Origin of the sequence: Alloalcanivorax xenomutans (assembly GCF_900217905.1) — a bacterium.
GTDB classification, from domain to species: Bacteria; Pseudomonadota; Gammaproteobacteria; order Pseudomonadales; family Alcanivoracaceae; genus Alloalcanivorax; species Alloalcanivorax xenomutans.
The window spans coordinates 54,400-67,845 of record NZ_OBMO01000007.1; the positions used below are offsets into that span (position 1 = coordinate 54,400).

10 protein-coding genes are annotated in these 13,446 nt (G+C 61.9%); 8 read left to right on the top strand and 2 right to left on the bottom strand.

The features are described from left to right. Positions 1-46: 46 nt before the first annotated feature. The gene (locus CRO06_RS06915) at positions 47-1,201 is read right to left on the bottom strand and encodes an acyl-CoA dehydrogenase family protein (protein WP_022996860.1); all 1,155 of its coding nucleotides are present in this window, start codon (positions 1,199-1,201) and stop codon (positions 47-49) included. Between the two features lie 504 nt (positions 1,202-1,705). Between CRO06_RS06915 and CRO06_RS06920 the strand changes: the two genes are divergently transcribed. The 8 genes from CRO06_RS06920 (at position 1,706) to bamJ (ending at position 12,861) form a co-directional block, all read left to right on the top strand. Beyond that, positions 1,706-2,533, top strand: a complete 828-nt coding sequence (locus CRO06_RS06920; RefSeq protein WP_158548999.1) for a helix-turn-helix transcriptional regulator — start codon at positions 1,706-1,708, stop codon at positions 2,531-2,533. Between the two features lie 338 nt (positions 2,534-2,871). Continuing rightward, complete coding sequence (locus CRO06_RS06925) at positions 2,872-3,759, top strand: hypothetical protein (RefSeq protein WP_097058074.1); 888 nt, start codon at positions 2,872-2,874, stop codon at positions 3,757-3,759. Between the two features lie 88 nt (positions 3,760-3,847). Beyond that, a complete protein-coding gene (gene bioA, locus CRO06_RS06930) occupies positions 3,848-5,119 on the top strand; it encodes an adenosylmethionine--8-amino-7-oxononanoate transaminase (protein ID WP_097058075.1) in 1,272 nt (423 codons plus the stop codon). Positions 5,120-5,452: 333 nt separating this feature from the next. After that, a complete protein-coding gene (locus CRO06_RS06935) occupies positions 5,453-7,075 on the top strand; it encodes an acyl-CoA carboxylase subunit beta (protein WP_022996856.1) in 1,623 nt (540 codons plus the stop codon). Positions 7,076-7,091: 16 nt separating this feature from the next. Then, the gene (locus tag CRO06_RS06940; protein WP_097058076.1) at positions 7,092-9,077 is read left to right on the top strand and encodes an acetyl/propionyl/methylcrotonyl-CoA carboxylase subunit alpha; all 1,986 of its coding nucleotides are present in this window, start codon (positions 7,092-7,094) and stop codon (positions 9,075-9,077) included. Then, positions 9,074-9,853, top strand: coding sequence for an enoyl-CoA hydratase/isomerase family protein (locus CRO06_RS06945; protein ID WP_080530331.1), 780 nt, complete (start codon positions 9,074-9,076; stop codon positions 9,851-9,853). Before CRO06_RS06940 ends, CRO06_RS06945 begins: the two co-directional genes overlap by 4 nt. A 77-nt stretch (positions 9,854-9,930) precedes the next feature. Further along, entirely contained in the window at positions 9,931-11,532 is a 1,602-nt protein-coding gene (locus CRO06_RS06950; RefSeq protein WP_026948455.1) for an AMP-binding protein, read from the top strand. Positions 11,533-12,090: 558 nt separating this feature from the next. Further along, the gene (gene bamJ, locus CRO06_RS06955) at positions 12,091-12,861 is read left to right on the top strand and encodes a BamJ family beta-barrel-assembly machinery protein (RefSeq protein ID WP_026948456.1); all 771 of its coding nucleotides are present in this window, start codon (positions 12,091-12,093) and stop codon (positions 12,859-12,861) included. 42 nt (positions 12,862-12,903) lie between these two features. On the opposite strand, the gene rsd is transcribed toward bamJ, so the two are convergent. Next, positions 12,904-13,401, bottom strand: coding sequence for a sigma D regulator (rsd, locus tag CRO06_RS06960; protein ID WP_097058077.1), 498 nt, complete (start codon positions 13,399-13,401; stop codon positions 12,904-12,906). Positions 13,402-13,446: the final 45 nt, after the last annotated feature.

Sequence of the window (13,446 nt, forward strand, 5' to 3'; positions counted from 1 at the left end):
GCGGCCATTAGCGAGCAAAATGGGCGTGGAGGTGGTGATCGGGCTGTTAGCGTTTGTCCGGAAAAGTACCCATGAATTTGGCGATGATGCCGAGCATCACTTCATCGGCGCCGCCGCCGATGGAGGTCAGACGGGTATCCCGATACATGCGCGTGATTGGCGTTTCGTTCATGAAACCCATGCCGCCGTAGTACTGCAGGCAGCTGTCGGCGACTTCGCGGCACAGCCGGCCGGTCTTCAGCTTCGCCATGGACGCGAGATAGGTGACGTCCTCGCCATTGATCATCTGTTCGACGGCGCGATACACCATGGAACGCAGCGCTTCGATTTCCGTTTGCAATTCCGCCAGGCGGAAATGCACCACCTGATTGTCCAGCAGTGACTTGCCAAAGGCCTGGCGGTCGCGGGTGTAGGTGATGACGTCCTGTACCGCGATATCCATGTAGCGCAGATTGCAGGCCGCTCCCCACAGTCGCTCTTCCTGGAACTGCTGCATCTGGTAAATGAAGCCCATGCCTTCTTCGCCAATACGGTAGCGCTGCGGCACGCGCACATCCTCGAACCAGATTTCGGCGGTGTCGGAAGCGCGCATGCCGAGTTTGTCGAGCTTACGGGCGATGGTGACACCTTTGCTTTTCAGTGGCAGCACAATCAGGGATTTGTTCTTGTGCACCGGGCCATCACCGGTGTTGGCGAGCAGGCACATGAAGTCCGCCTGGGTGCCATTGGTGATCCACATCTTGCCGCCGTTGATGATGTAATCGTCGCCATCCTTGCGGGCGTGGGTGCGGATGGACGCTACGTCGGAGCCGGCTCCCGGTTCGGATACGCCGATGCAGGCCACGTAATCGCCGGCGATGGCCGGTACCAGAAATTCTTCACGCAGGGCATCGGAGCCCTGTTTGGCCAGGGCGGGAGTGGCCATGTCGGTTTGCACACCCACCGCCATTGGAATGGAGCCGCCGTTGACTTCGCCCATGGCTTCGCAGAAGGCCAGGTTGTAGCTCCAATCCAGGCCCATGCCGCCAAACTGTTCCGGTTTGGCAATGCCAAGAAAACCCTTGTCTCCCATTTTCTTGAACAACTCATGGGCGGGGAAAATACCCTCCTTCTCCCATTCATCCACGTAGGGGTTGATCTGCGTGGCGACAAACTTCTTCACCGATTCCGACAGCGCCCGGTGCTCGTTAGTGAACAGCATTTTCAAATTCTCCTGTTGTTTGGATTCGCGGCGCGGCTGTTGATGTGACGACGCATGCGCGCAATCGACATGATGGTATGGCTATAAAAAACACGGGAATCAAGCGTTAAAAAAGCGAAAAACAAAAAAAGAGAAATAAAGTAAGGATTAGCCAGTTGGCACAAGTCCATGACCGGGGCAGTGACTATGCTGAAGGATTGCAGCGTGCCGGTCCTGCCTGGGTATGCGGGTCGGGAACCCCTGCCGGGGCGGCGCGGAAGGGTGCGGCCGTGAGCCGATGTAACCTTTCAAAGACCAGGTCCAGTGGTCGTTGCATTTAGCCGATCGTTTGGTTTAAGTTCGAACACGCCTTCATGGCTCGGGATTTATATTTTTGGCCGATGGTTTTTGATATTTTTCGCCAATCGGCTATGTGGGAATAAGGGTAAATCCTTTTTCTTATATTCCTCGCAGGCCTGTGTGGATACGGGCCCTGCGGTGACGTTGTCACCGGAGGAGGCAATGATGACAACAAAGACAAGTTCCCGTCGGCGTCGTGGACGGGTCATGCTGCTCGGGCCTGAGCGGGTCTGCTACCTGGGTCTGCTGGGACGGCCACGTCTGCGCAGTTTTGGTTCCTTGACCGTCTATTGCGGCCCGGACCAGCCATTCCGTTTCAGCATTGACGGCCGCAATTGGCAGGAAACCGCGGTGGCGGTGGTGCCCCCCTATTTGCCGCACTGGGTGGAAACCGGTGAGCGTTTGCTCGGCTCGGTGATGGTGGAGCCGGAAACCGTGAATATGGGGGCGTTGCCCCCCATGTTACGCAGCGATTATTGTGGCGACCGTGATGAGCTGCTGCAAACCCTGAGACGTGGCTTCGCCCGCATTCAGGCGCTGGCGGAAGACGGGGCTGATCCTCGCGTGGAAGTGGACCCGCTGTTTCTCGGGCAGACGTTGCCGCGCCGCGAACTGGACCCTCGCGTGGCTCGAGTGCTGGCGTATCTGAGAGAGGATCCCTCCCGCCATTGTCCTGCGGAGGAGGCGGCGCTGCTCAGCGGTCTGTCGTTTTCCCGTTTCCTTCATCTGTTCAAGGAAGACCTGGGTATCACTTTCCGCAAGTTCCGCGCCTGGAAGCGCGCCCGAAGCCTGCTTTACCACGTTAATCGTCGTGACACCCTTACCGACATCGCCCTGGATGTGGGCTATCCGGATTCCACCCACTTCAGTCATTCCATTCGGCAGTTCTACGGCCTGACACCCAAGGACATCCTGGTCGGGTCGCGCAAACTGGCGATCCTGTTGCAGAGCCGGGTTGGCGCGCCGGACGCCCTGGTCAACGCCGGCCTGTGATCTCCCGGAAGCCTTTGCGGGCTCCCAAAACGTCGACCTCCAGCACAGAAAGGGCTACGAAGCCGCTGTGGGAGCCTGCCTGCAAGCGAATGGGTTTCCCGGTCGCAAGTTTCGCTTGCAGGCAAGCTCCCACAGCGGCCCCCGAATTTATGTCTACAAGGCGGCTCCGCTGTCCTTGATGGAGGATAAGGCTGGTTCTCTCTAAACCGCGATGCCCCCCAAAAAGCCATTCACAAAAGTTCACCTTAATGTCCGACAAAGCGCCCCCGACAGCGCGCCAGACTGTTTAAAATACGCCCCTTGTCTGATGCGAGCGGATTGCCGGCGGAGCGTAAAGAGTGAATACCCGAGGACGAAGCGTCATCGCCTTGCTGATGTTGCTACTGACGGCGGTATCGGTGGCGCAGCCGCGGATACTGGTGCGGGAATGGGATACCCGGGAGCGGCTTTATCGGGGTGAGCAAGGAGACCAGCCGCTGACGTTGATGCTGAGAGTGCATGAATTCTCGCCTGGTCACCGTGATATCTACTCTCTCAGCGGGGCCTATCGCCGTGGAGATTCGCGCACCTGGGTGCCCGTGGTGGGGCTGCATGACACCGATGGCTGGGTGCTTTATCGCTTCGACAGTCCGCTGCCAGGGCGGGAGTTGCTGGATTTCACCTACGAGGGCAGCCGCTTTTGGGACAGCATTGCCTACTACCGTGCGCTGACCGGCTGGACTGAACGGTTCGAGGTGAATCAGGAGGGCGTGGGGATTTGGCGTGACGAAGACGACAGTGCCCCCTTGCGCCTGTATAACCCGGATCTGTCGGTATACCGCCGGTATTCTTTTCTGCATCTGGAAGACGGCGACCGCGAGAGGGAGCTGGACCTGACCGCGTTCGATATGCCGACGGCGGGTAACCAGGTGCTGGACTGGCGTGAGGACGAGCAGGGTCTGGTGGTCTTGCTAGGTTATCAACACCCATCCCGCCCCTATGCGTTGGGCATGTGTGGCGCCGGCGACGAGAGCGGCCTGGTACGCGTGCGGTTGGACACGCAATGGCGGCTGCTGGACTGGCGTACGCTGGCGCTGGACAGCTGCCTGAAGAATCAGATCTCCGAGCGCGAGGTCACCCGGGACGGCGACTATCGCTACCGGGTGCAGGACAGCGACGGCCGCTGGCGCACCTGGCTGCTGGATCAGGAAACCCTGGATTGGAAGCCGGTGGACGACGACGCTTGAGCATTGGCGCCGGTCTTGGCATGGTGCTCGGGCTTTCCCTGTAAACCGCTGTCCCCGTAAACAGCCGTCCTCTTAAATAGGTAGTCCCATGGCCTCCATCGACCTCGATTTCGACCGCGACCATCTCTGGCATCCTTACACCTCCACCTCCCGGCCCTTGCCGGTGTACCCGGTACGCGCCGCCGAAGGCGTCTACCTGGAGCTGGAAGACGGGCGCCGGCTGGTGGACGGCATGTCGTCCTGGTGGGCGGCGATCCACGGCTATAACCACCCGCGTCTGAATCAGGCCCTGCGTGACCAGACCGAACGCATGGCCCACGTGATGTTCGGCGGCATCACTCACGAGCCGGCGGTGGAACTGGGCAAGCGGCTGGTGGCGTTGACGCCCGCCGAATTGACCAAGGTATTCCTGGCGGACAGCGGTTCGGTGTCGGTGGAAGTGGCGATCAAGATGGCGCTGCAATACTGGATGAGCCAGGGCAAGACCGGCAAACACCGGTTGCTGGCGCTGCGCAACGGCTATCATGGCGACACCTTCGGGGCCATGGCGGTGTGCGATCCGGTCAACGGCATGCACGATCTGTTCAGCGGCATTCTGCCGCGGCATTACTTCGCCGAGGCGCCCTCGGTGCGGTTCGACGGCGTCTGGGACGATGGCGCTCTGGACTCCGTGCGCACGCAACTGGAGCAGCACGCGGACGAGATCGCCGCGCTGATTCTGGAGCCAGTGGTGCAGGGGGCCGGCGGTATGTGGCTGTACCACCCGGAATTCCTGAAAGGTTGCCGCCGTCTGTGCGACGAGCATGGCGTGCTGCTGATTTTCGATGAGATCGCCACCGGTTTCGGCCGCAGCGGCAAGTTGTTCGCCCTGGAGCACGCTGATGTGGTGCCGGATATCCTCTGCCTTGGCAAGGCCATTACCGGCGGCTACATGACCCTCGCCGCCACCCTCTGCAATGATCGCGTGGCGGCCGGCATTTGCGACGGTCAGGCCGGCGTCCTGATGCATGGCCCTACTTTCATGGGCAACCCGCTCGCCTGCGCGGTAGCCAACGCCAGCATCGACCTGCTGTTGGAAAGCCCCTGGCAGCAGCGCGTTCAGGCCATCGAAGCGCAGTTATGGACGGAACTGACGCCCTGCCTGGAATCCGACAAAGTGGCGGATGTGCGGGTGCTCGGCGCCATCGGCGTGGTGGAACTCAAACAGCCTTGCGATGTGGGCCAGGTGCAGAAGCAACTGGTGGACCTGGGGGTCTGGATTCGCCCGTTCGGTAAACTGCTTTACATCATGCCCCCGTTCATCATCGAGCCGGAGCAACTGAGGCAACTGACTCACGCCATGCGGGTGGTGAGCCAATGACGATCTGACGGCGCAGAACGAAGAGACAAAACAGCCCGTTATCAGCCGCTGTGGGAGCTTGTCCGGGCGGCGGGCCGCTGCAAGCGAATTTCTTGAGGGCCGGGATCCCATTCGCTTGCAGCGGCCCGCCGCCCGGACAAGCTCCCACAGCGGCTAAAGATCATTCGCTTTTGATTTCCGCTGTTACCTGTTCACTATTCACCGTTAACTTTCCTTCCCCCCATAGCTATTTTTCGCAAGACCCGCCGCTTTGCCGCTGCGTAGGCTACCAGCACTGTTTTAACACCAAGGCGCCGGTGATCCCCGGTGCCGACAGACTGGGAAGCCCTTTTCATGGCAGTACTCGAAACCCAAGTGTCCTCCGCGGACACCACTTTCCGGGAAAACCGGGCCGGTATGGAGGCGCTGCTGACGCGTTTGCGCTCGGTGGAGCAACGGACCCGGGACAAGTCCGCCGCCGCCAAGGGGCGCTTTGAAAAGCGCGGGCAACTGCTGCCGCGTGAGCGTGTGGCGCTGGTGCTGGACCCCGGCGCCCCTTTTCTGGAACTGGCTACCCTGGCCGGTTACGGCATGGACAACCCGGATCCGGAGAAAACCATCCCCGGCGGCGGCAATATCGCCGGCATCGGCTATGTCCGCGGCGTGCGCTGCATGATCCTCGCCACCGATTCCGGCATCGACGCCGGTGCCGCCCAGCCCATGGGGCTGGACAAGGTGCTGCGGGTGCAGGAGCTGGCACTGGAAAACAAGCTGCCGTACGTGCAACTGGTGGAAAGCGCCGGGGCCAACCTGCTCAAGTACCGGGTCGAGGAGTTCATCCTGGGCGGCTCCTCGTTCCGCAACCTGGCGCGTCTGTCCGCCGCCGGTCTGCCGGTGGTGACCGTCACCCACGGCTCCTCCACCGCCGGCGGCGCATACCAAACCGGACTGTCGGACTACATCATCATGGTGCGCGGCCGCTCCAAGGCCTTCCTGGCCGGTCCGCCGTTGCTGAAGGCGGCCACCGGTGAAGAAGCCACCGATGAGGAACTGGGCGGGGCCGAGATGCACACCACCTTGTCCGGCCTGGGGGACTACCTGGCCGAGGATGATCGCGACGCCCTGCGTCTGGTACGCGACATCATGGGCAAGCTGGACTGGAATCGGGATATCCCGGCGGCGGCCGCTGAACCGGCTCCACCGCCCCGTTACGACGGCGAGGAACTGCTCGGCATCATGCCCATGGACCACAAAAGACCGGTGGATATGAAGGAAGTGATCGCGCGCATCGTCGACGATTCCGACTTCCTCGAGTTCGGTGCCAACTACGGCCCCGCCACCGTCTGCGGGCAGGCGCGCATCGAAGGCATGGCGCTGGGCATCATTACCAATAACGGGCCGATCGACCCCGCCGGGGCGACCAAGGCCACCCATTTCATTCAGGCCTGTTGCCAGTCGCGCACACCGATCCTGTATCTGAACAACACCACCGGTTTTATCGTCGGCAAGGACTATGAGCAGGCCGGCATCATCAAGCATGGCTCCAAGATGATCCAGGCGGTGACCAACGCCACCGTGCCGCAAATCACCCTGTACTGCGGTGCTTCCTTCGGCGCCGGTAATTACGGCATGTGCGGCCGGGGTTTTCACCCGCGTTTCTGTTTCTCCTGGCCCAACGCCAAGACCGCGGTAATGGGCGGGGAACAGGCCGCCCGCACCATGAGTATCGTCACCGAATCGGCGGCCAAACGCCGTGGCCAGGAAGTGGATCGCGCCGCCCTGGAGGATCTGGAAGGGCGCATTATCGAGACCTTTGAAAAGCAAATGGACGTGTTCGCCACCAGCGGCCGCCTGCTGGACGATGGTGTCATCGACCCGCGCGATACCCGCGGCGTGATCGCCTATGTGCTGTCCATCTGCCGCGAAGCGGAGCAGCGGCAAACCCAGCCGATGCAGTTCTCCGTGGCCCGTCCCTGATCCGAGCGGTAACGATATGAGTAAAGCGACCCCTTTCAGCAAGATTCTGATCGCCAACCGTGGCGAAATCGCCCTGCGCATCCAATGTAGCGCCAGGGAGCTGGGCTACCGAACGGTGGCGGTTTATTCCAGTGCCGACCGCGATGCCCGCCACGTCCTGGAGGCGGATCAGGCGGTTTGCATCGGTGAGGCTTTGCCGGCGCAATCCTATCTGAATATCGACCGCATCGTTGACGCCGCCAGACGCGCTGGCGCCGACGCGGTGCATCCCGGCTATGGTTTTTTGGCGGAGAATCCGGCGCTGGCCAAGGCCTGCGCCGACGCCGGCCTGGTGTTCATCGGCCCCTCCGCCGAGGCCATCGAAGCCATGGGGCACAAGGCCCGCGCCAAACAGTTGATGGAGCAGGCCGGCGTGCCCTGCGTGCCCGGTTATCAGGGCCAGGACCAAAGCGAACAACGGCTGCATCGGGAAGCGGATGACATCGGCTACCCGGTGATGATCAAAGCCACCGCCGGTGGTGGCGGACGCGGTATGCGTCTGGTGGAAAGCACGGACACTTTTCTGGAGGCATTGGCCAGCGCCCGTTCGGAGGCGCAAAGCGCTTTTGGCGATCCGGAAGTGATTCTGGAAAAAGCCATCGTCGAACCGAGGCATGTGGAAATCCAGGTAGTGGCGGATCGTCACGGCAAGGCGCTGCATTTCGGTGAGCGGGATTGTTCGGTGCAGCGCCGTCATCAGAAAGTGGTGGAAGAAGCGCCATCTCCGGCCGTGGATCAGGCGCTGCGTGAGCAGATGGGCGAGACCGCCGTGCGGGCGGTGCGGGCCATCGGCTATGAAGGCGCCGGCACCCTGGAATTCCTGCTGGATGGCGAGGGCCGCTTCTACTTCATGGAAATGAACACGCGCCTGCAGGTGGAACACCCGGTTACCGAGGCGATCACTGGTGTGGACCTGGTGGCCCTGCAATTGCGGGTGGCCGCCGGGGAGGCCCTGGCTTTGGAACAGGATGACATCCGCTTCCGGGGGCACGCGATCGAAGTACGTCTCTGCGCGGAAAGTCCGCGCCAGGGCTTCATGCCGCAAAGCGGCACTCTGGTGCGCTGGCGCGCGCCGCGAACTCTGCGGGTGGACAGTGCCTTGCGGGACGGCGCCGAGGTGCCGCCGTTCTATGACTCCATGGTGGCCAAGTTGATCGCCTGGGGCGAGAACCGCGACGAAGCCCGCCGCCGTCTGGCCACGGGGCTGGAAGAACTGGTGGCGCTGGGGGTCGAAACCAACCAGGGCTTTCTGGCGCGCTGCCTGCGCGACCCGGTGTTCGCCGCCGGCGAAGCGACTACCGCTTTCGTGGAACAGCGGCAGGCCGACTTGCTGCACCAGGATGAGGAACACGGGCAGCAACTGCGGGCGCTGGCCGCCGCTTTGTTGTATCTCACCGACAGTGGGGCCGGCAGCGCCAGATCCGGTTTGTCTTCCCGGTTGCCGCTGATCGTGCGCTATCAACTGCGTGATGAAGACGGCGCCGCGACCTTGACCCGCTTGCGGGCGGATCGTTTGCAAGTGGTCATCGAGGATGTCGCCACGGAGTTCGGGCTGCTCGGTTTCACCGCTGACGGGGTGCGACTGGAGCGCGGCGGCGTGGTGGAGACGGTGCCGCTGGCGCGGCGCGGTGACGTGCTGCACTTCCTCCATGGCGGCGAAGGTTATTCGGTTACGGACCGCACCTATGCCGCCGCCGCCCAGGGTGCCGCCGATGGTGGCGACGGCCGGGTACGGGCGTCCATGAACGGCCGCCTGGTATCGGTGGCGGTTAGCGAAGGTCAGCGGGTGGAAGCCGGCGAAGCGGTCCTCACCTTGGAAGCGATGAAGATGGAGCACGTGCACCGGGCCGGTGTCGGCGGTGTGGTCTCGGTGATCAGCGCCGCCGAAGGAGATCAGGTGGCCGCCGGCCGGGTGCTGGTGGAAATCGAAGCGGATGCCAGTGAGGAGAACAAACCGGAATGAGTACGGAACAAGCGGTACTACTGGAAAAACGCGGCCGGGCGCTGTGGATCACGGTGAACCGGCCGGACAAACGCAACGCCATCAATCAGGCGGTGATCGACGGTATCCGCCAGGGTTATGAGCAGGCCCAGGCGGATCCGCAAGTGCGTGTGATCGTGCTCACCGGCAGTGGTGACAAGGCCTTTTGCGCCGGCGCCGATCTGCGTCCCGGAGAGGGGTTTGTCTTCGATTACGCCAAACCCAATGCCGACTACGCCGATCTGATGCGTCTCGCCAGCAACAGTACGGTGCCGAGTATCGCCCGGGTGAACGGGGTCTGCATGGCTGGAGGCATGGGACTGTTGTGCATGACCGATATGGCGGTGGCGGTGGATACAGTGCGCTTCGGCTTGCCGGAAGTGAAGGTCGGGGTCTTCCCGATGCAGGTGTTGAGTTTGTTGCAACGGCTGGTGCCGCAGCGGGTGCTGCGTGAATGGTGCTTCACCGGTGAGCCTTTCACCGCCGACGAAGCGCTGCAGGCGGGGCTGGTCAATCATTTGGCGCCAGCGGCGGAATTGGACGCCAAGGTCGAGTGGTTGATTGACCGCCTGGTGGACAAATCCCCCACCGCTATTCGCCGGGGCAAGTACGCGTTACGTGCCATCGAGGCAATGTCCTTCGATCAGGCCATCGCCTACACCGAAACCCAGATCGCCACCCTGGCGCTTACCGAGGATGCCAAGGAGGGCCTGGCCGCGTTCAATGAGAAGCGCGCGCCGGATTGGCCCGGGCGGTAGCCCGGATATCCCACCAACTGGTGAGATATCCGGGCTGGCCGCCCTTCCCATAAGCACAACAACAGGAGAGCCGTATCATGACAGTGAATCTCGACGAAGAAGCTTTCGGCCGGCATATGGTGGACCGGGTCTGTGTCGGTGACATGAGCACCCGGGCCGCGGACTTGTTTCCTGACAGAGTGGCGCTGGTTTGTGGCGAGCAAAGCCTTACTTACGGTGAACTGGATCGGCGCGCGAACCGTCTGGGCAGTGCCTTGCTCGGCCTGGGTTTGAAGCATCAGGACGTGGTCGGGGTGATGGCCGGCAACTGCCTGGAAATCCTGATCACTTATCTGGCCTGTGCCAAGGCCGGGTTGATCTGCGCGCCGGCCAATCTGGGGCTGCGTCCCTCGGAAATCGCCTATTGCTTCCAGGATTCCGCGGCGAAGGTGCTGATCGTGCAGGACCAATTGCTGGCGGTGGCGAAGGAACTGGTGCCGTCGTTGCCTGAGCTTCAGGGTGTTTATTGGACCGGCGCGCGGGCGCCGGAGGCCCTGCCCAAGGACGCCGGTTCGTTCGACGGGTTGCTGGAGCAGGGCGACGATGCCGAACTGCAGGTGCCGGTGTTTGATCGTGACGCGGTGCAATTGCTCTACACCAGCGGCACCACCGCTTTGCCCAAGGGCGTGCTCACCAGCCATCTGGCGGTGACCATGGCCGGGTTGTCCGGGGCGCTTGCCCATCAAGCCGATCACAATACCAAGGCACTGGTGGTGCTGCCGCTGTTCCATTGCGCCATGCTCAATTCCATGACCGTGCCCATGTTCACGGTGGGGGCTCGGGTGATTCTGGCGCCAGGGTTCGATACACCGGAAAACATGCTGGCTCTGATCGAAAAGCACCAGGCCAATGTGATCATGTTTCTGCCGATGATGTACGGGCAGCTGCTGGACGCCGCGGCGCGCGGCAACCATGACCTTACCTCGGTAACACGGGCGGTCTATGCCATGGCGCCGATGCCGGATGAACGGCTGCGCGCTCTGCACGAGCTGTTTCCCAATGCCGATGTGGTGCTCGGTTCCGGCCAGACCGAATTCACTCCGGCCACCTGCATGCAGCGCCCGGAGCATCAATGGAGCAAGGCCGCCACCTGGGGCACCGCCACCGCCATGACGCGGGTGGCGATCATGGATGATCATGGCCGCCTGTTGCCCCGTGGCGAGCCGGGGGAAATCGTCTATCGCGGCCCGCAGACCATGAACGGCTATCTGAATCAGCCGGACAAGACCCGCGAGAGCTTTCAGCACGGCTGGTTTCACAGTGGCGACATTGCCTGGATGGACGAAGACGGCGCCATCTGGTTCACCGATCGCAAGAAGGACGTGATCAAGACCGGTGGTGAAAACGTGGCGTCGATCGAAGTGGAACGCTGCCTGATGGAGCATGAAACCGTGGCGGAAGCCGCGGTGGTGGGGCTGCCCCATGAACACTGGGGAGAGGCGATTACCGCGATGGTGATCCTCAAACCCGGCGCGCGCGCGGACGAAGAAGGAGTGCTGGAGCACTGCCGGGAACGGCTGGCGGGCTTCAAGGTGCCCAAGGCGGTGCTGTTCACGGAAGAATTTCCACGCACTGGAACCGGCAAAGTGCAAAAGCACATGATTCGCTCCGAGCACGAGGCCTATTACCAGCAGGGTTAAGGATGCCGTGTGGCCGCTTTCCCTCAAATCGGACTACGAAGCCGCTGTGGGAGCTTGCTTGCAAGCGAATTTGGGGGCCGAAAGCTCCATTCGCTTGCAGGCAAGCTCCCACAGTGGCTTCGTGGCCATCTTTGAATTCATGTCTCCAAGGCTCGCGATTGGCGGTGGAGCACTCTGATTCATGCCCCCTCTTGTGCTTACGCGTCGCCCACTACCCCCTTTTCCTGCCAAATGCTTGTTATTGCACGACATTGACACGGTTTTCCGCGCCAGGGTTTTGACAGCCGTTTCGCCACGGGCAGAATGAAGGCTGACTGGAACTCTTGGGGGAAATGCCGGTCAGCTTCAGACGTTACATCTTTGTTTCTCCTGTTGGTCGGGGTGTTTTCGGTTCCGTTGGACCATGGCGACCCCCGACCCTTGTCGGCGTTCACGGTTTAGCGCTGGCGCGAGGGGGCGGGAAACTGGCAGTATGGCCAGATTCCGCCGCCGGGTGCTGGGGCGCGGCCGTTACTTCGGCGGGCGAGCGGGAAATAACCACAGGCCAATGGAGGCAGAATGAAAAAGTTGGGAATCGTGCTGGCCGGTACCGTCCTGGTGGCGGCTTGCGGTCAACAGGACGGCGGTGAGGATGCCGCCAAGGTGGAGATCAAAACGGACGACCAGAAAGCGTCCTACGCGCTGGGTTATCGCAGCGCCGAGCAGATGAGTGCCATGGAGGGACTGGATACCGAAGCGATGATTGCCGGTATCCGCGACGGTCACACTGGCACGGATTCCCGCCTTGGGGATGAGGACCTGAACCAGCTGATCCAGGACTTCCAGATGCGTCTGGTGGAAAAGCGCCAGGCCAAACTGGAACAGGAAGCCGAGGACAACCTGAAGAAAGGCGAGGAATTCCTGGCCGAGAACGGTAAGCGCGATGGTGTTACCACCACCGACAGCGGGCTGCAGTACGAAGTGCTGAAGTCCGGCGAGGAAGGCGCGCCGTCCCCCACCGTGGAGGACACCGTTACTGTCCATTACGAAGGCAGCACCACCGATGGTGAAGTATTCGACAGCTCCATCGAGCGGGACCAGCCGGCCACGTTCGGTCTGGCCCACATTATCCCGGGTTGGCAGGAAGCGCTGCCGATGATGAAAGTCGGTGATAAGTGGAAGCTCTATCTGCCGGCGGAACTGGGCTACGGCAAGCAGGGCGCCGGTGGTGATATCGGCCCCAATGAAGTGCTGATCTTCGAAGTGGAGTTGCTGGGCATTCAGGGTCAGGGCGATGACGCCGCCGATGACCAGGCCGCGGAAGAATCCGCAGCGGACGATGCCGAATAATACCGCCGTTCCGGCCGGCCCCGATGGGCCGGCCGGAAACCGCTACCTTTGCTCGGCTCGCGCCGCCGGCGCCGGTTCCTGGTAAAGACTCACTATCAACTGATCTTCCAGCGCGAACCGCTCCTCCAGCGCCACCATCAAGCGCGCCACCCGTTCCGGTAATTCCGTCAGCCGCGTCATGCAGTGGGTCGGGCTGTCGTAATCCTCGTTGAATGCCAGTGCTTCCTCGGTGGAGGCATCCAGCCTCTGGATCAATTGTTCCGCCCACTGTGGTGGCCCGCTGCCGTAATGGCGCGCCGCTCGCACCAGGGCGTTGTACACCTCGAAATAACCCGCGCTGAGATAGTCCATCAATACCTGACAGAGGTCCTGGATGCGTTGATGGACGGGGGTGTCCGGTTCTTCCCGCGACGGCGTGTGGTCGATGCCTTGTACCTGGCAAAGGAGCACGATCAATTGCCGCCGCTCCTCCAGCCAGGCTTGTACCAGTGCCTCAATATGCTGCCATTGGGCCAATGCTGTGGAACTGGAACTTGCCATTGTTCGCTCTCCTTTTTCGGGCATGGCTGACAGATTTTTTTCCTT